This window comes from Streptomyces sp. 4N509B, from assembly GCF_052245655.1.
Classification (GTDB): Bacteria; Actinomycetota; Actinomycetes; order Streptomycetales; family Streptomycetaceae; genus Streptomyces.
The window spans coordinates 135,461-154,324 of record NZ_JBQQBZ010000012.1 but is presented as its reverse complement, the minus strand read 5'-3'; the positions used below and the strand labels follow the sequence as shown (position 1 = coordinate 154,324).

Sequence of the window (18,864 nt, the reverse complement as noted above, 5' to 3'; positions counted from 1 at the left end):
CTGCCCGGTCCGGTGCCGCCCCTGCCTTCCCGGGCGGCACCGGACCAGCCTTCCTCCGTCGTCCTCGCTCCGCCGGCCGGCGGGCCCGCTCGGCCTGGCGGACGGGGGGCGGTCAGTCCGCGAGGTTCACCGCGCGGGCCGAGGTGGCGCCGATCTCCTGGGCGATCTCGGTCAGCACCGGCACCGGGATCGTCTCGTCCAGGGTGAGGGCGATCAACGCGTCCCCGCCCTCCTCCGCCCGCGCCACCTGCATGCCCGCGATGTTGATCCCGGCCTCGCCGAGGATGCGGCCGAGCGTGCCGACGACGCCGGGGCGGTCGGTGTACCGCAGGAACGCCATGTGCTCCGCCACGGCCAGGTCGACCGTGTGCTCGCCGATGCCGACGATCTTCTGGAGGTACTTCGGGCCGGCCAGGGTGCCCGAGACGGAGACCACCTCGCCGCCGGTCAGGGTGCCCCGCACCGTGATCAGGTTGCGGTGGTCGGGCGACTCCGAGCTCGTGGTCAGCCGCACCTCGACGCCGCGCTCCTGCGCGAAGAGCGGGGCGTTGACGTAGGAGACGGTCTCGGCCACGACGTCCTCGAAGACGCCCTTGAGCGCGGAGAGCTCCAGCACCTTCACGTCGTGCTGGGTGATCTCGCCGCGCACCTCGACGTCGAGGCGGCTGGCCACCTCGCCCGACAGCGCGGTGAAGATGCGGCCCAGCTTCTCGGCCAGCGGCACGCCCGGCCGCACGTCCTCGGCGATGACGCCGCCCTGGACGTTGACCGCGTCGGGCACCAGCTCGCCCGCGAGCGCGAGCCGCACCGACCTCGCCACCGCCAGGCCCGCCTTCTCCTGGGCCTCCCCGGTGGAGGCGCCCAGGTGCGGGGTGGCGACCACGGAGTCGAACTCGAAGAGCGGGGAGTCGGTGCACGGCTCGCTCGCGTAGACGTCGAGCCCGGCGCCGGCGACGCGGCCCTCCTTCAGGGCGCTCAGCAGCGCCGCCTCGTCCACGATGCCGCCGCGGGCGGCGTTGACGATCCGGACGCTGGGCTTGACCTTGTGCAGCGCGTCGTCGCCGATCAGGCCGAGGGTCTCGGGCGTCTTCGGGAGGTGGACGGTGATGAAGTCGGCGGCGGCGAGCAGCTCGTCGAGCGACAGCAGCTTCACGCCCATCTGGGCGGCCCGCGCCGGCTGGACGTACGGGTCGTAGGCGATGACCTTCATGCCGAAGGCCGCCATGCGCTGCGCGACGAGCACGCCGATCCGGCCGAGGCCGACGACGCCGAGGGTCTTGTCGGCCAGCTCCACACCCGTGTACTTGCTGCGCTTCCACTCGCCCTGCTTGAGCGCGGCGTTGGCCTGCGGGATGTTGCGGGCGGTGGAGATGATCAGGCCGCACGCGAGCTCGGCGGCCGTGACGATGTTGGAGGTCGGCGCGTTGACGACCATGACGCCCGCCTTGGTGGCGGCGGGGACGTCCACGTTGTCCAGGCCCACGCCGGCTCGGGCGATCACCTTCAGCCGGCGGGCGGCGGCGATGGCCTGCGCGTCCACCTTCGTGGCGCTGCGGACCAGGATCGCGTCCACCTCGGCGATGGCGTCGAGCAGCTGGTCACGGTCGGCGCCGTCACACTGCCGGATCTCGAAGTCCGGTCCGAGGGCGTCGACGGTGGCGGGTGAGAGCTCTTCGGCGAGGAGTACGACGGGCTTGCTCGGCTTGCTCACGTAAGTCTCACTGTCCTTTTGCGGAAGGCCGCGTCCCAACGGCCGACGGCGATGCGGAGAAGGGGCGACACACCCCTGGGGAGCCGCGTGGAGACGCACGACGCTGTGAGCCTGTGACGCGCTGGTCCGTGCAGTCTATCGGCGCGGTCCCGCCCGACGGCCCGTGCCGGGTCCGCCGGGCGGGACCGGGGTCCTCGCCAGGGGTGAGGAGGGTCAGTCCTGCTCGTCCACCCAGCTCATGAGCTTGCGCAGCTCCTTGCCCGTGGTCTCCAGGAGGTGGTCGCTGTCCGCCTTCTTGTACTCGTTGTACCGGGGGAGGCCGGCGTTGTACTCGGCCATCCAGGCGTTGGCGAAGCTCCCGTCCTGGATCTCCGACAGCAGCTTCCTCATCTCGGCCTTGGTGGCGTCGGTGATGATCCGCGGGCCCGAGACGTAGTCGCCCCACTCGGCGGTCTCCGAGATCGACCAGCGCATCTTCTCCAGGCCGCCCTCGTACATCAGGTCCACGATGAGCTTCAGCTCGTGCAGGCACTCGAAGTACGCGATCTCCGGCTGGTACCCGGCCTCGACCAGGGTCTCGAAGCCGGCCTTCACCAGGGCGGAGGTGCCGCCGCACAGCACGGCCTGCTCGCCGAAGAGGTCGGTCTCGGTCTCCTCGGTGAAGGTGGTCTTGATGACGCCGGCGCGGGTGCCGCCGATGGCCTTGGCGTAGGAGAGGGCGAGGGCGAAGCCGCTGCCGGTGGCGTCCTGCTCCACGGCCGCGATGCACGGCACGCCGCGGCCCTCCTCGTACTGGCGACGCACCAGGTGGCCCGGGCCCTTGGGGGCGACCATGCAGACGTCCACGCCGGCCGGGGGCTTGATGAAGCCGAAGCGGATGTTGAGGCCGTGGCCGAAGAAGAGGGCGTTGCCCTGTTGGAGGTTGTCCCGGACGGACTCCTCGTAGACCCGGGCCTGGATCGGGTCGGGCACCAGGATCATGATCACGTCGGCCTCGGCCGCGGCCTCGGCGGGCGTGGTGACGCGCAGACCCTGCTCCTCCGCCTTCGCGCGGGACTTCGAGCCCTCGTGCAGGCCGACGCGGACGTCGACGCCCGAGTCACGCAGGGACAGGGCGTGGGCGTGGCCCTGGCTGCCGTAGCCGAGGACCGCGACCTTGCGGCCCTGGATGATGGACAGATCGGCGTCGTCGTCGTAGAACAGCTCGGCCACTTTTCGTTGTCTCCTTGGATGGGTTTGCTGGTGGTCCGCCGCTTGGGGGCCACCGTACGCCCGCGGACGCGGGGGGTGGGGGTCGGGTGAGGGCGCGCCGCTAGGCGCTGCGCTCCAGCGCGCGCAGGGAGCGGTCGGTGATGGAACGGGAGCCGCGCCCGATCGCGATGGCGCCGGACTGGACGAGCTCCTTGATGCCGAACGGTTCGAGCATCCGCAGCATCGCCTCCAGCTTGTCGCTGCTGCCGGTGGCCTCGATCGTGACGGCCTCGGGCGCCACGTCGACGGTCTTGGCGCGGAAGAGCTGGACGATCTCGACGATCTGCGAGCGGCTGTCGTTGTCCGCGCGGACCTTCACCAGCACGAGTTCGCGGTGGACGGCCGAGGCGGGGTCGAGCTCGACGATCTTCAGGACGTTGACGAGCTTGTTGAGCTGCTTGGTGACCTGTTCCAGCGGGAGGTCCTCCACGCTGACGACGATGGTGATCCGCGAGACCTCGGGGTGCTCGGTGGTGCCGACGGCCAGGGAGTCGATGTTGAAGCCGCGGCGGGAGAACAGCGAGGTGATCCTGGCCAGGACACCGGGCTTGTTCTCCACCAGGACGGAGAGGGTGTGTTTGGACATAGGGGGCGATCCTCGGGTGGTCGTGCGGGCGCGGCGGGGGCCTTGGGGTGGTCAGTCGTCGGCGTCGCCGAAGTCGGGGCGCACGCCGCGTGCGGCCATGACCTCGTCGTTGGAGGTGCCGGCCGCGACCATCGGCCAGACCATGGCGTCCTCGTGGACGATGAAGTCGACGACGACGGGCTGGTCGTTGATGGAGTTGGCCTTCTCGATCACCGCGTCCAGCTGGCTCGGGTCCTCGCAGCGCAGCCCCACGCAGCCCATGGCCTCGGCCAGCTTCACGAAGTCCGGGATCCGGGTGCCGGTGTTGGTGGCCTCGCCGTTCGCGCCGGGGCCGTCCCGCAGCACCGTGTTGGAGTACCGCTGGTTGTAGAACAGGGTCTGCCACTGGCGGACCATGCCGAGGGCACCGTTGTTGATCACCGCGACCTTGATGGGGATGTTGTTCAACGCGGCGGTGGCCAGCTCCTGGTTGGTCATCTGGAAGCAGCCGTCCCCGTCGATGGCCCAGACCGTCCGGCCCGGCTGGCCGGCCTTGGCCCCGAGCGCCGCCGGCACCGCGTACCCCATGGTGCCGAGGCCGCCGGAGTTCAGCCAGGTGCCCGGCTCCTCGAAGCGGACGTAGTGCGCGGCCCACATCTGGTGCTGGCCGACGCCGGCGGTGACGATCGTGCCGGCCGGGGCCAGCTGGCCGATCCGCTCGATGACCTGCTGCGGCGACAGGCTGCCGTCGGCCGGCAGGTCGTATCCGAGCGGGTACCTCTCCAGCCAGCGGCGCAGCTGCACCCACCAGGCGTCGAGGTTGGGGCGGGGGCTCTCGGCCACGACGGAGGCCAGCTCGGTCATGACCTCCTTCACGTCGCCGACGATCGGCACGTCGGCGGTGCGGTTCTTGCCGATCTCGGCGGGGTCGATGTCGGCGTGGACGATGGTGGCGTGCGGCGCGAAGGAGTCGATCCTGCCGGTCACGCGGTCGTCGAAGCGGGCACCGAGGGCGACGATCAGGTCGGCCTTCTGCAGCGCGGTCACGGCCGCGACGGAGCCGTGCATGCCGGGCATGCCCAGGTGCTGGGGGTGGCTGTCGGGGAAGGCGCCCAACGCCATCAGCGTGGTCGTCACCGGCACGCCCGTCAGCTCCGCGAGGGCCAACAGCTCCGCCGAGGCCCGCGCCTTGATGACGCCGCCGCCCACGTAGAACACGGGCCGCCTGGCCTGGCTGATCAGCCGCGCCGCCTCGCGGATCTGCTTGGCGTGCGGCCGGCTCACCGGCCGGTACCCGGGCAGCTCGGCCACGGGGGGCCAGGAGAAGGTGGTCTGGGCCTGGAGGGCGTCCTTGGCGATGTCCACCAGCACCGGTCCCGGCCGGCCCGTCGCCGCGATGTGGAAGGCCTCGGAGATGACCCGCGGGATGTCCGCCGGGTCGGTCACGAGGTAGTTGTGCTTGGTGATCGGCACGGTGATGCCGCAGATGTCGGCTTCCTGGAAGCCGTCGGTGCCGATGAGGTTGGTGGCGACCTGGCCGGTGATGGCGACCAGGGGCACGGAGTCCATGTGGGCGTCGGCGATGGGGGTGACCAGGTTCGTCGCCCCCGGGCCCGAGGTGGCCATGCAGACCCCGACGCGGCCGGTGGCCTGGGCGTAGCCGGTGGCGGCGTGGCCGGCGCCCTGCTCGTGACGGACCAGGACGTGCCGGAGCCTGGTGGAGTCCATCAGCGGGTCGTAGGCGGGAAGGATCGCCCCACCCGGGATCCCGAAGACGACCTCGACGCCGACCTCCTCCAGCGAGCGGATCAGGGACTGGGCGCCCGTGACGTGGTGCGCGACGGTGGCGGGCTGCTGCGCGCCGCCTCGGGGGGCCCTCGGCTGCGGCTTGGGAGCCCCGGTTGCCTGCTCGGTCATCGACGGTCCTTCATGCGGTGAGGGTGGTGGGGCGGGGGTGGGAGCGGGGTGAGCCCGCTGAGGGTGGCGGGCTCGACGAGATGGCGTCAGTGCAACAAAAAACCCCTCGTGCCGTGAGGCATGCGAGGGGAGCGCGTCGTTGGTCCGCGGGGTGTCGCGGGCTCAGTCGACGCGCCGTCCAAGTACGAGAATCCGGGTGCGCATGGATCAAACACTGCTCTCCCCTCCGTGGGCGTGTCAAGCGAGCAGAACGTGGTCTCACTATGTGGTCACGAGATGGTCGTCACGTCACAGGAGGGCGGAGGCCCGAGGGCTGCTGTCGATCCCCGGCGGCACGGGGATCCTGCCCCTGCGGAGCACCTGCCAGAGCCGGCCGGCGTCCAGTGGCTCGCACAGCGCCCTGCCCCTGACCTCGACGCACCCCAGGGAGTGGAGGACCGCGGCCTGTTCGGGCCGGTCCACTCCGTCGGCGAGCGAGGCGACCCCGAGGTCGGCGGTCATCCGCAGCAGGGCGGCGGTGATGATGCGCAGCGTGGAGGACTCCGGCAGGCCGTCGGTGAGCTCGCGGTCGAGCCGGACGGCGTCGACGGGCAGCGCGCGCAGGGCCGTGGGCGGCGTGCCGGCGCCTCCGAGACCGCCGAGGGCGAAGCGGACCCCGAGGCGGGAGAGGTCGGTCAGGCGGCGGCGCGGCTCGTTCGCGGCGAGAACGGGCGTGGCCTCCGGCAGCTCGAAGGTGAGGGCCTGCGGGGGCACGGCGTGCTCCGCGAGGAGCGCCTCGACGCGGGCGGCCGCGAGGGCGCGGTCACGGAACCAGGCGACGGGCAGCAGGACGTACACCGGGGCGACCAGGCCCTGCCGGTGCCGGATGCCGGCCGCGGCGACGGCGGCCGCCAGCAGCCCGCCGGGCCCCTCGGGGAGCGGGACGGGCGCGGGCGCGGTCCGTGCCGCGTGGTCGCGCCGGCAGGCCCGCAGGAAGCCCAGGCGCCTGGAGGCCTGGCCGTGGGCGGAGGGCCGGCGCGGCACGACGCAGACCCCGGTGACCCGGCCGTCGGCCAACTCGACCATCGGCTGGTGCAACAGCATGACCTCGGCGGGGAGGAAGAAGGGCGCGTCGTGCCGGTGGGGGGCGAGGTCGGGCGGCGCGGGGACGTGGTCTCCCGCCAGGCGCGTGACGCCGGTGAGAGCCGCCGGGGCGGCGGGGGCGCCGTGCTCCCTGGGGACCTCGCGGTCGCCGTCGTGGCCCTGGTCGGCGGGGCCGCCCGTCGCCGCCGCGGCGGCATGGTCGTGGTGGCGTGGCCTCGGTGCGGGCCGCTGCCGGGGAGGGACCTCGGCGACGGGGGCCCCGTGGTGCCGCGGGACGCGCTGCTGGCGTGGCACCGTCGCCGCGAGGTGTCCCTCGCCCCGGTAGGTGACGGGGGACGGGACGCTCGGCGGCGGGAGCGCCGGGGTGGGGGCCGGTGGCTCGCCGCCGACGACCTCGGAGGCCGGCCCGGCCGGCTCGCCGCCGGCGGCCGGGCGGACCCACGCCCGCGCGGGGGGCGGCGCGTACAACTCGACCCTGGCCTTGCCGGCCTGTTTCGCCCGGTACATGGCCTCGTCGGCGTTGCGCATCAGCGTGGCCGGGGTGCTGCCCGGCTCGGCGAAGGCGACGCCGATGCTGGCCGCCACCCGCAGCTCGTGCCCGTCGATGCGGTACGGCTGCGAGAGGGCGACGCGCACCCGGTCGGCGATCTCCAGGACACGCTGGTCGCGGGGCCGTGCCTCGGCGTCCGCGTGGCCGAGGATGAGCGCGGCGAACTCGTCGCCACCGAGGCGGGCGGTGGTGTCCCCGGCGCGGACGGACTCCCGCAGCCGCAGCCCGGCCTGGACCAGCAGCGTGTCCCCCGCCTGGTGGCCCGCCGTGTCGTTGACCGCCTTGAAGCCGTCGAGGTCGATGAAGAGGACCGCGGCGTCGGCGTCGCCCTCCCGGCCGCCCTCCAGCGCCTGCCGCACGCGTTCGATGAAGAGCGAGCGGTTCGGCAGGTCGGTGAGGACGTCGTGCGAGGCGCTGTGCTGGAGCTGCGCCTGGAGCCGCACCCGCTCCGTGACGTCGCGGCTGTTGAGGAGCAGGCCGTCGTCGTGGCGGTTGACGCTGGACTCGATGTTCAGCCAGTGTCCCGCGCCGTGCCGGACGCGGTACTCGATCCTGGTGGATGGCTCGTGCGCCGCCGACTCCGACAGGAAGCGGCGCAGCTCCGCGAGCACGTGCCCCAGGTCGTCGGGGTGGACGAGCGCGGACAGCTCGGTGCCGATCAGCGGATCGGCCTCCTGTCCGTACACACCCTCGGCGGCGGGGCTGACGTACCGCAGCCTGCCGTCGGTGTCCGCGATCATGATGACGTCGCTGGAGCCCTGGACGAGGGAGCGGAAGTGGCTCTCCTGCTCGGCGAGCTCGTGGGTGAGCTTCATGTTGTCCGTGAGGGTGATGCCCTGACGCACCAGCAGCGCCAGGACCACGCCGGAGGCGATCAGCACCACCGCGCGGCCCACCTCGCGACCGCTGACGCTGGTGACGAGGATGCTCAGCGTGCAGACCGCGGCGGCCAGGTACGGCGCGAGCGCGGCCAGGGAGCAGGCCAGCGGCCCGAGGTGCGCCCTGCGGGTCCGCTCGAGGACGGACACCAGGCTCCGCGGCGATCCCGCGCTGACCCAGGGAGCGCACGCGAGCAGCAGCGAGCCGGCGAACCAGCCGGCGTCCAGCAGCTGCCCCGAGCTGTAGTGCTCGCGCAGCACCGGGGAGGTGAAGAGCGCGTCGCACAGCACGGTGAGGCCGAAGGCGCCGATCGCGACGTTGACCGCGGAGCGCTGGGCGCTGCCCCGCCGGAAGTGGAGCACCATCACGACGCTGACGAGCGCGATGTCCAGCAGTGGATAGGCGAGCGCGAGCGCCGCGCGGGTCACGGACTCGCCCTCGACGTCGGCGGTGTGCGCCAGGGCCACGCTCCAGGAGAGCGTCAGCAGCGAGCCGCCGATCAGCCAGGCGTCCAGGGCCAGGCAGACCCAGCCGGCGCGGCTGACGGGCCGTTTGGCGAGCATGAGCAGACCGATGATGGCGGCGGGCGCGAAGAGGAGGAAGCAGACGTCCGCCAGGGAGGTGCGCGGCACCGGCGTTCTGAGGACCACCTCGTACCAGCCCCACACGGCGTTCCCCAGGGCGAGCATGAGGGAGGAGACACCGAAGAGGACCCAGGCGGGGCTGTCCGGCCCGGCGAGGGACCGCGCGTACCACAGGCAGGAGGCGGCGGCGAGCAGCGCGGCGGCGCTCAGGCCGAAGTCGCCCATGACGCGGGCGAGTCCCGGTGATCCCCAGCCCAGCACGGCGCCCACGCCGTACCCGACACAGAGCACGGCGAGCGTCAGGCGAACGACGGGGCCACCCGGTGGCCGACCACCGCCGAGCCGGGGGCGCCCCGTGCGACCCCGGGCCTTCACCGCTCGCTCCTCCCGAGAAGCGGAGGGCGGCGGAAGACCGCCGCGTGGTCGTCGTGAGATCGGCAGATGGTCCGTCCGCCAAGCATGACTGTCGCCCCCCTTACGTCGGTCCGGGGATCGCCCCGCTACCGACGATACACCAAGCCGTAACTCAGCGACACCCCCCTACTACTCAACGTGATGATCTGGGGAAAGCCTCGCCGCCGCTCCGGAGGACGGTGGGCCCGACCAGCGCGTTCGCTACCGCGACGCGACCACGTAGCGCAGCGGCTCCCCCGCCGCGAAGCGCGTCAGCTGCTGGAGCAGCAGCCGCTCCGCCCGTGGCCTGAAGGCGGTCGACGGCCCGCCGACGTGCGGCGTGACCAGCGTGCCGGGCGCGCGCCAGAGCGGGTGGTCCGCGGGCAGCGGCTCGGGGTCGGTCACGTCCAGAGCTGCCCGCAGCCGGCCGGACTCCAGCTCGGCCAGCAACGCGTCGGTGTCCACGATCGCACCACGCGCCACGTTCACGAGCAGGGCGCCGTCCGGCATGCGGGCGAGGAGCGCGGCGTCCAGCAGGCGGCGGGTCTCGTCGGTGAGCGGGACGGCGACGATGACCACCTCGGCCCTGGGGAGGAGGGCGGGCAGCTCGGCGAGGGCGTGCACCGGTCCCCGGGGGGTGTCGCGGGCGGTCCTCGCGACGCGGATCACCTCGGCGACCTCGAAGGGCCCCAGGCGGTCCTCGACGGCCGAGCCGATCCCTCCGTAGCCCAGGAGCAGCACCCGGCGGTCGGCCAGGGAGGGGTGGAAGGCCGGCGGCTCCCACCGGCCCTCGGACTGCGCGCGTACCGCGCCGGGGATGTCGCGCAGCGCGGCGAGCGTGAGGGCGAGGGCCAGTTCCGCCGTGCTGGCGTTGTGGAGCGGGCCCGCGTTGCACAGCACCGATCCCGGGGGCATCCGCGGCACGGCGGGCAGGACCTGGTCCACCCCCGCGGTGAGGGTCTGCACCGCGCGCAGCCGTGGCATGTGGGGAATGGGGCGGACGCTGACGGAGGGGCCCTTCAGGTACGGCACCACGTACAGCGCGCAGCGCGCGGGGTCGGCGGGGAAGTCCTCCTCGCCGTCCCAGACGACGTAGCGCAGGGAGCCGTCACGCTCGCCGGGCAGCACGGCGGGGTCGCCGGGCGTGTCGGGGTCGGTGGGGCGGAAGGGAAGCCAGACGTCGCTGGGGCCGGGTGTCGTCATGAGGCCCAGGCTAAGGGCTGGCCCGCGAGCGCCACCGGGTCAGGGAGTGGCGTCCTGTGGCCTCGCCGGCACGGCGGAGGAGGCACTCAGCCCGGCGGGCTGGCGACCGACGTCAACGCGGCAGGGGGAGTCGCAGGGCGTCGCGAGCCCGCCGGGGCTGCGGGCCAGCCCTTAGGCTGGCGAAGGTGGGCGGGACGTCCACGTGTGCCGTTCCCCGTGGGACCGACGGCCGGGAGGATGCTGATGGTGTGGCGACGCGGTGGGGCGCGAGCCGGGGCGGCGATGGCGGGCGTGGCCGCGCTGTCGGCGCTGCTGGCGGGCTGTTCCTCGGACGAGGAGCCCTCCGGCGGGGGCGGCGGGCGCGAGACGTCCGAATCCGGCGCCGACGGGCGGGACTCGGCGGGGCCGACGGGGCCCGCGGAACCGACGGCCGCGCCGGGGCGCGGTGGGGCCGAGGTGGTGGAGACCGTCGCCGAGGGGCTGCGCGCGCCGTGGGGCGTCGTTGCTCTCCCCGACGGGGACTTGCTGGTGGGCCTGCGGGAGGGCACGATCCAGCACGTCGCCGCCGACTCCGGCGAGGTCACCCCGGTCGGGCCCGTGCCCGAGGTCGTGGAGAGCGGGGAGGGCGGGCTCCTGGGCCTGGCGCTGCCGCCCGAGCCGACGGAGCGCGGCGCCCTCGACCTGTACGCGTACCACACCACGGCCACGGACAACCGGGTCAGCCGCCTGCGGTACGAGCCGTCCGACGCGGGAGGCGGGAGCCTGGGGCCGGCCGAGACCGTGCTCGACGGCATCCCCCGGGGCGAGGTGATCCACAACGGCGGCGGCCTGGCGTTCGGCCCCGACGGCATGCTGTACGTCTCGACCGGTGACACGGGGGACTCGGGGCTGGCGCAGGACGAGGAGTCGCTGGCCGGCAAGATCCTGCGCGTCGAGCCCGACAGCGGGGAGCCACCCGGGGACAACCCCGATCCGGGCTCGCCCGTGTACTCGACGGGCCACCGCAACGTGCAGGGGCTGGCCTGGGACGCCGAGGGTCACCTGTGGGCCTCGGAGTTCGGCGACGACCGGTGGGACGAGCTGAACCTGATCGAGCCGGGCGGCAACTACGGCTGGCCGGAGCACGAGGGCAGGGGCGGCGCGGACGAGGGATTCGTCGACCCCGTGGTGCAGTGGCCGACGTCCGAGGCCTCGCCGAGCGGGCTGGCGTACAGCCAGGGGTCGCTGTGGATGGCGGCGCTGCGGGGCGAGCGGCTGTGGCGCGTCCCGCTGGACGGGACGGAGCCGGCCGCGGAGCCGCGGGCGTTCTTCGAGGGCGAGTTCGGCCGCCTGCGGGCGGTCCTGCCGGTCGGGGCGGACGAGCTGCTGCTGGTGACGAACGAGACCGACACCCGTGGTACTCCCACCCGTGACGACGACCGGATCCTGCGGATCAGGGTCGACTGAAAGGGGCCTGACGACACGCCGTCAGCCCCCTAACATCCGCACGCCCGTCACGCCCGTCACGCCCGTCACGGCTGGGAGACCGGCTCCTCGCCGACGATGCCGAGGCGGTGAGCGAGGGCGGCGGCCTCACCGCGGCCGGAGACCGCCAGCTTGGCCAGGATGTTCGACACGTGCACACTCGCCGTCTTCGGGGAGATGAACAGCTCCTGCGCGATCTGCCGGTTGCTCCGGCCGGCGGCCACCAGGGCCAGCACGTCCCGCTCCCGTCGCGTCAGGCCGAAGTCCTCCCCCTCCTCGCCACCGTGGGCCACCGAAGCCGACCGCCCGGCCTCCGCCAACGGCAGCCGGGCCCGCTGGGCCAGCCGCTCCACCTCCGCCGTCAGCGGTGCCGCGCCGAGCCGGCCCGCGGCCTCCCACGCCTGCCGCACCAGTCGCCCGGCCTGGGCGCGATCCCCCTGGGCGACCAGGGCCTCCGCCCAGCGTGCCCTGGCCCGTGCGAGCAGCCAGGGACGGGAGAGGCACTCGAGGGCAGCGCACACCGCGGCCCAGTCCTGCGCGGTCTCCCGCCCCTCGGCGCGCCGCAGCTCGGCCTCGACGAGCGCGGCGTGCGCCTGCCACACGGGATAGAAACGGGGGAGCCCGGCGGCGAACTCCCTGACCGTGGCTATCGCCTCCGCCCGTCCGGGCTCGGCCGCCGGCACGCCGACCGCCTCCGACTCCGCCACCGCCGCCGCGTACACCAGCGGCCAGGTGTAACAGCCGGTCCCGGGGGTCAGCCCGGCCGCGTGTGCCTCGGCCAGCAGCCGCCGTGCGTCGAGGATCCGGCCCTGGGCCGCGGCGAGCAGCAGCCGCGCCTCGCCGGCGGTGTGGGCCTCCTGCACCGCCCGGCTGTGCCGCGCGTACTCCGTGCCCATCAGCTCCACGGCCGCCTCGGCGGCGCCGACGTTCCCGCGGGCCAGCTCGAGCCTGGCCATGCGCTGCGCCGCCGCGTACACCCGGCCGTGGGCGACGTGACGGGCCCTTGCGATCTCCTCCTCGGCCTCCTGCCAGCGCCCGAGGGAGAACAGCGCGTCCGCGCGGTTCCCGTGGAGCCAGGCCTGGGCCTCCCGCAGCCCGTACTGGTGGGCCAGCGCGACGCCCTCCTCCCCCACCTCGACGGCCTCCTGGGAGCGGCCCATCTCCTCCAGGTGGGAGCAGAGGTTCACGTGGCTGCGGGGAAGCGCGCGCACCAGACGCGCCTCGGCGACCCTGCGCGCCGCGGCCCGCAGGTCGGCCAGGCCGGCCTCGCCCTCCCCCGTCAGGACCAACAGCCCGCCCCGGCTGATCAGGGCGTGCAGCTCCTCCTCGTCGTTCCCCACCTGGTCGGCCAGCTCGACCGCACGCTCGGCGAGCGCGAGGCTCTCGGGGCGCGGGTCGAAGACGACCGCCCACGTGGCCGCCTCGTTGGCCACCCGGGCGTGGACGGGCGAGGGCGGGAAGGGCGCCAGCAACTCCTGGGCGGCGGCCAGCTCCGCCCAGCCGTCGCCGCGCACGAAGTACCGCGTGAGGCGCGAGGCCTGGGCGAGGAACCACGCCGAGCGCACCGGGTGGCGCATGCCGTCGAGCGCCCGCAGCGCCCTGTTGACCAGGGACAGGCCGCGCTCCGGCTGGCCGGCGAAGCGGGCGGCGAGCGTCATCTCGGCCAGGATGTCGAGGTGGATCAGCTCCTCGTCATCGCAGTCGCACAGCGGATACGACTCGGCGTCCTGGGCGGGCCGCAGCTGGCGCCTGAGCTCGGGCGGGGCCTCGTCCCAGAGCTCCAACGCCCGCTCCAGCAGCTGGATCTGCTCGGCGTACGCGTGGCGGAGGCGGGCGGCGCGGGAGGCGTCGAGGACGGCGGGCAGCGCCTTGGCCGCGTCCCGCGCGTGGTACCAGTAACTCGCGAGGCGGGAGGGACGCTCCTCGGCCGGCACCAGGGTGGGATCGTCCTCCAGCGCTCTGGCGTACCGGCGGTTGAGGCGGCTGCGCTCGCCGGGGAGCAGGTCGTCGTCGACGGCCTCGCGCATCAGCGCGTGCCGGAAGCGGTAGGTGTCGTCCTGGTCCGCCACGAGGATGTTGGCGCCGACGGCGGGCCGCAGCGCCTCGATCAGCTCGTCCTCCTCCAGGGACGCGACGGCGCGCAGCAGGCCGTGCTCGACGCGGGGGCCACCCTGGGCGAGGAGCCGCACCACGCGCTGGGCGGCGCCGGGCAGGGACTCCACCCGCACCAGCAGCAGCTCTCGCAGCGAGTCGCTGATCATCCCCGGGCTGCCGGTGCCACAGGTCAGCTGGGTGGTGAGCTCCTCGGCGAAGAAGGCGTTCCCGTCGGAGCGGCGGAAGACCTCGTCGCTCAGCTCGCGGGACGGCTCGGTGCGCAGGATGCCGGCGACCAGGTCGCGCACCTCCTCCCGGGTCAGGCGCGGCAGCTCCAGGCGCCGCACGGTGCGCAGGCGGTCCACCTCGGCGAGGAAGGGCCGCAGCGGGTGCCGGCGGTGGATGTCGTCGGAGCGGTACGTCGACACCAGCAGGACGCGGCCGCGCTGGAGTGAGCGGAAGAGATACCCGAGCAGCTCGCGGGTGGAGCGGTCCGACCAGTGCAGGTCCTCGACGGCGACGACGAGGACGCGCTCGGCGGTGAGCGTCTCCAGGAGCCGTGCGGTCAGCTCGAAGAGCCGACCGCGCACCTCGTCGTCGTGGGCGGGGCTGACCGCGAGCCCCGGGTCACCGAGCTCGGGGAGGAGACGGGCCAGCTCGCCGCCGAAGCCGGCGGCGGCCCGCGTCAGCTCCTCTCCCAGCTGGCGGTGGAGGGCCCGCAGGACGGTGGCGACCGGCGCGAACGGCAGCCCGTCCGCGCCCGCGCCGACGCACGCTCCCACGGCGGTCAGGGCCCCCTCGGCCTCGGCCTGGGCGAGGAACTCCTCCAGCAGCCGGCTCTTGCCCACCCCCGCCTCGCCGCCCACCAGCACCGCCTGCGGACGCCCCTCACCGGCGTGCGCCAGGGACGCGGCGAGCGCGGCGCGCTCCTGCTGGCGGCCGACGAAAACAGGGCTGACCGTGGTGGACTGCATGTCTCGCAGGATCGCATACGACTCTGACATCACCCCCGCCTGTCGCGCCGGGGCCACCTCAGGCACCCGTTCCCCAGCGAAGCCGGGGCCGGCGGCGCCGCGTCGTGGACCGCGCGCGGGGCACGGGACGCGGATCCTCCCGGGTGGCGGACTCCCGCTCCCGGCGGGCGGCCCGCGTCTGCCGTGCGAGCCGCTCCACCTCGGCCTCGGCGCGGAGGCGGTCGATCCGGTCCTGGACGATGATCGGGGTGTAGTGCGCGGTCATGGTGACGCCCTCCTCGTGTGCTGGGAGCCGTGGGCTCCGGACACGGAAAAGACTCGTCGCCAAGGTGGGGGCGGCACATCGGGTCATCGCCCGAATCAGCCGGCCGGTGGGGTCCTCAGTCCTCCTCCTCAGGTGCCTTAGGGACCGGGGCGGCCCCCTAAGGCTGTCGGCTGGGAACTGGGCGGAAGCCGGGGACAGCCTTCAGGGAGCCTGGGGGGTCCGCGCCGGGCGGGACGCCGGGGACGGCCCGGCAGCCTCGGGCGGTGGCGCGGCCGGCACGGCCGGCACGAGCCTGAGCCGGTGGGCGAGGGCGGCGGCCTCGCCACGGCCGGAGACCGCCAGCTTGGCCAGGATGTTCGACACGTGCACGCTCGCCGTCTTCGGGGAGATGAACAGCTCCTGCGCGATCTGCCGGTTGCTCCGCCCCGCCGCCACCAGCGCCAGCACCTCCCGCTCGCGCCGCGTCAGCCCGAAGGGATCGGCGGGCGGGGGCGCGGACGCCGTCCTCCCCTCCGCCAGGTCGAGGCCGGCCCGGACGGCCAGGCGCTCGATCCGCTCGCGAAGCGGTGCCGCGCCCAGGGCGGCGGCGACCGCGTGTGCCCGGCGCAGCGGCTCCGAGGCCGGCTCGCGACCGGCCGCGCCCTCCGTGGTCAGCAGCGCCTCGGCCCAGCGGTAGCGGGCCCAGGCCAGGTGGTACGGCAGCTCCAGCGGCTCCAGCGCGCTGACCGCCTCGGCCCAACGGGCGGCGCTGTCGCCGCCGTCGGCGCTGATCAGCTCGGCGTCGACCAGATGACCGAACGCGCGCCGGAGCGGCACGTTCCGCGGCGCGGACTGCAGGGCGTGACGGATCTCGCGCAGCGCGGCGGGACGCCCCGGCTCCGCGCCGGGCAGGCCCCGGCCGTCCGCCTCGGCGCCGGCCGCGGTGAACAGCAGCTCCCAGCGGAGGGAGGAGACGAACGCGGGGATGGGCGCGTCGACCGCCCTGTGGAACGCCTCCCTGGCACGGTCGAGGTCGCCCTCCTCGCTCGCCAGGGCGATCTCCAGGCGGGCCAGCTCCAGGGCGAGCCCGCGGTCGGAGTCGAGCCGGGCGTCCTGGCCGTTGGCCAGCGCCGTGCGGACGCCGTCGAGGTCGCCGCGGAGCAGCGCCAGCCGCCCGGCCATCAGCGTGGTCCACACGCGGGGGTTGACCGAACGGGCCTGCTGCCGCGCGGCCGTCAGGGTGGCGGCGGCCTCGTCCCAGCGGCCGAGGTTCAGCAGCATGTACGCCTTGTTCGTCCCCAGCCAGCCTCGGGTGTCGGCGAGGTCGTACCGGTCGGCGAGGTCCATGCCGCGCGCGGTGATCTCCAGCCCTCGCTCGAGGTCGCCCACCTCGGCGAGGGTCGCCGCGAAGTTCACCAGGGTGCGGCCCAGCTGGCCCGTCTCGTGCCGCGCCACCACCTCGTCGAGCACGGCGGCCATCTCCGTCAGCCCGCCCTCGATGTCGCCGGCGTCGGTTCGCAGGCAGGAGAGGGTCATGCGGGCGTACAGCTCGGTGCTCTTCGTGCCCACGAGGCGGGCCAGGGAGACCGCCCGCTCGGCCGCCTCGAAGGTCCCCGGGCTGAGGGCGGCGCTGGTCATCGTCCGCAGGGCCGCGGCCTGCGCCTGCACCTGGGCGTGCACGGCCGAGGGCGGCAGGCCGCGCAGCAGCTCCGCGGCCCGTTCCAGCTCCGCCTGGCCGTCGACCTGGCCGACGAGGTCTCCGATGCGGGCGCGGTAGGTGAGGAACCAGGCGGCTCGCAGCGGCTCGGCCGCCTCGTCCAGCGTCCGCAACGCGCGCCTGCTGGCGGCCAACGCGCGGCCCATCTGTTCGGAGAGCACGCCGGCCAGGGTCGCCTCGGCGAGCAGGTCCACCTCGTCGAGCGGCTGGTCCTCGCGGACCGGGTACGCCGTGAGGCGGTCCACCGGCCGCAGCCCGTCGCGGACCTCGGGCGGCACGCTCTCCCACAGCGTCATGGCGCGCTCCAGCAGCGTCAGCTGCTCCGCGTACGCGTACCGGCGGCGGGCGCTGACGGCTGCGGTCAGCACGGCGGGCAGCGCCCTGGCGTGGTCGCCCGCCTGGAACCAGTGGCTGGCGAGGCGGGCGGCGTGCTGCTCGGCGGGGACGAGGTGCGGATGGCGTTCGAGTGCCTCGGCGAAGCGGCGGTGGAGGTGGGTCCGCTCGCCCGGCAGCAGGTCGTCGACGACGGCGTCGCGCATCAGGGCGTGCCGGAAGCGGTACCCGTCGCCTTCGGACGTGGCGACCAGGACGTTCGCGTCGACGGCGGCGCGCAGCAGGGCGAGCAACTCCCGCTCCGGGCGGCCGGCGACCGCGGCGAGCAGCCCGTGCTCGACGGAGGAGCCGCCCTCGGCGACCGTGCGGACCACGTCCTGCGCGTCCTCGTCGAGTGCCTCCACGCGGACCAGCAGGAGCTCGCGCAGGGGTGCGCTGAGGCCGGCGGTGGGCTGGCCGCTGGTGGTGAGCTCCTCCACGAAGAACGGGATGCCCTGGGAGCGTTCGAAGACGGACCTGGCGGTGCCGGGTGGCGGCGCGGTGCCCGTGATGCCGGCGATCTGCGCGGCGACCTCCTCCCGCGTGAGGCGGGCCAGCTCGATCCTGCGGACGGTGCGCACCCGGTCGAGCTCGGCGAGGAAGGGCCGCAGCGGGTGGCGACGGTGGATGTCGTCGGAGCGGTAGGTGACCAGGACGAGGAGGCGGGAGGGCTGGAAGGAACGGAAGAGGTACCCGAGCAGCTCGCGGGTGGAGCGGTCCGACCAGTGCAGGTCCTCGACGGCGACGACCAGCAGGCGCTCGGCGGCCAGCCGCTCCAGCAGCCGGGCCGTGAGCTCGAAGAGCTGGACCCGCTCCAGCTGGGCGTCGGCGACCGGAGCGACCCGGCCCAGCTCGGGGTGGATGCGGGCCAGCACACCCTCCTGACCGGCGGCGGCCTCGGCCAGCTCGGGGCCCAGCTGCCGATGGAGCGAGCGCAGGACGGCGGCCAGCGGCGCGAACGGCAGACCGTCCGCGCCCAGCTCGACGCAGCCGCCGACGGCGGTGACCGCGCCGGCGGCGCGGGCCGTGGCGAGGAACTCCTCCAGCAGGCGCGTCTTGCCTATGCCCGCGTCCCCGCCGACGACGAAGACCTGAGGCTCGCCCTCCCGCGCGCGGGCGAGGCCGTCGGCGAGCACGGCGAGCTCTCCGCCACGGCCGACGAAAACGGGACTGACGTTGGAGGATTCCACGTCGACGAGCATCGCATGGGCCTCCGACATCGCCGTGGGGCCGTCGGCGCCCACGGCTCCCTCGGGCCCCCCGTGGCCCTCGTGGCCCGGCTCCACGCTCAGCGCGGCCACCCGGTCCCAGCCCGTCGTCACGCGGCCGTGGCGAAGCCGCCCCGCGGGCCCTTCCCACGCGTGGCGCCGCTCGCGCCGGAAGCCCCGGTCGTCCCGGAGTCCTCCGTGGCCCCGGGGGCCTCGGCGGCTCCGGCGCTCCCCGAAGCCCCGGTTCGCTCGGGTGCCGCGGTCGTCCCGGTCACGTCGACCCGCGCTTTCTGCCCACCACCGGCCCGGCCTCGGCCCCGGCCCCAGCGCGAGGTGGCCCCGAGGCGGGCCCGCCTGCCCTGCCGGTGCTCCTCGGCCCGCCGCTGAAGCTCCGCGGCGCGGTCCTGGTGCAGCTCGTACTGGAACATCATGGGTCTCTCCCCTGGGCTCGTGGCCTTCGTCTTTCTCCGTGCTGACGACCACGTTCCTCTCCCAGGTGGGTCCCCCACATCGGGCAGGTGCCCAGTTCGGAAGGGGCCACGAGCTCAGACGAGTGCCCCCGGCGGTCGGTTCGCGACCGCCGGGGGCCTTAGATCGTTCCGGTGTCCGTCTGAGGAGGGCCTAAGGGCCTCAGACGCAGGCCCGCGGGCGCGGG

Annotated in this window: 11 protein-coding genes; 1 reads left to right on the top strand and 10 read right to left on the bottom strand. The window is 74.4% G+C overall.

The genetic code is table 11. The features are described 5' to 3' along the window. Positions 1-112: 112 nt before the first annotated feature. The 6 genes from serA to ACTWP5_RS14370 form a co-directional block, all read right to left on the bottom strand. On the bottom strand, positions 113-1,711 hold the full coding sequence (serA, locus tag ACTWP5_RS14395; RefSeq protein ID WP_443221306.1) for a phosphoglycerate dehydrogenase: 1,599 nt from the start codon (positions 1,709-1,711) through the stop codon (positions 113-115). Positions 1,712-1,924: 213 nt separating this feature from the next. Beyond that, positions 1,925-2,923 carry a ketol-acid reductoisomerase gene (gene ilvC, locus ACTWP5_RS14390; protein ID WP_443221305.1) on the bottom strand — a complete coding sequence of 333 codons (999 nt, stop codon included), beginning with the start codon at positions 2,921-2,923 and terminating at the stop codon, positions 1,925-1,927. 100 nt (positions 2,924-3,023) lie between these two features. Next, a complete protein-coding gene (ilvN, locus tag ACTWP5_RS14385; RefSeq protein ID WP_443221304.1) occupies positions 3,024-3,548 on the bottom strand; it encodes an acetolactate synthase small subunit in 525 nt (174 codons plus the stop codon). A gap of 51 nt (positions 3,549-3,599) precedes the next feature. Then, the gene (locus ACTWP5_RS14380; protein WP_443221303.1) at positions 3,600-5,444 is read right to left on the bottom strand and encodes an acetolactate synthase large subunit; all 1,845 of its coding nucleotides are present in this window, start codon (positions 5,442-5,444) and stop codon (positions 3,600-3,602) included. A gap of 288 nt (positions 5,445-5,732) precedes the next feature. Continuing rightward, positions 5,733-8,915 (bottom strand): diguanylate cyclase domain-containing protein, encoded by a 3,183-nt coding sequence (locus tag ACTWP5_RS14375; protein WP_443221302.1) that lies wholly within the window; start codon positions 8,913-8,915, stop codon positions 5,733-5,735. A gap of 240 nt (positions 8,916-9,155) precedes the next feature. Further along, on the bottom strand, positions 9,156-10,136 hold the full coding sequence (locus ACTWP5_RS14370; protein WP_443221301.1) for a 2-hydroxyacid dehydrogenase: 981 nt from the start codon (positions 10,134-10,136) through the stop codon (positions 9,156-9,158). Positions 10,137-10,379: 243 nt separating this feature from the next. On the opposite strand from ACTWP5_RS14370, the gene ACTWP5_RS14365 reads away from it, so the two are divergent. Then, on the top strand, positions 10,380-11,582 hold the full coding sequence (locus tag ACTWP5_RS14365; protein ID WP_443221300.1) for a PQQ-dependent sugar dehydrogenase: 1,203 nt from the start codon (positions 10,380-10,382) through the stop codon (positions 11,580-11,582). Between the two features lie 65 nt (positions 11,583-11,647). Here ACTWP5_RS14365 and ACTWP5_RS14360 read toward each other — a convergent pair whose 3' ends face one another. The 4 genes from ACTWP5_RS14360 to ACTWP5_RS14345 all read right to left on the bottom strand — a co-directional run bounded on the left by ACTWP5_RS14360 (position 11,648) and on the right by ACTWP5_RS14345 (position 18,640). Next, positions 11,648-14,668, bottom strand: a complete 3,021-nt coding sequence (locus ACTWP5_RS14360) for a helix-turn-helix transcriptional regulator (RefSeq protein ID WP_443221299.1) — start codon at positions 14,666-14,668, stop codon at positions 11,648-11,650. A 58-nt stretch (positions 14,669-14,726) separates the two neighbouring features. Beyond that, positions 14,727-14,933 (bottom strand): hypothetical protein, encoded by a 207-nt coding sequence (locus ACTWP5_RS14355; protein WP_443221298.1) that lies wholly within the window; start codon positions 14,931-14,933, stop codon positions 14,727-14,729. Positions 14,934-15,134: 201 nt separating this feature from the next. Beyond that, on the bottom strand, positions 15,135-18,203 hold the full coding sequence (locus ACTWP5_RS14350; RefSeq protein ID WP_443221331.1) for a helix-turn-helix transcriptional regulator: 3,069 nt from the start codon (positions 18,201-18,203) through the stop codon (positions 15,135-15,137). Between the two features lie 116 nt (positions 18,204-18,319). After that, positions 18,320-18,640: a hypothetical protein gene (locus ACTWP5_RS14345; protein WP_443221297.1), complete on the bottom strand. Its 321-nt coding sequence runs from the start codon at positions 18,638-18,640 to the stop codon at positions 18,320-18,322. Positions 18,641-18,864 lie beyond the last annotated feature (224 nt).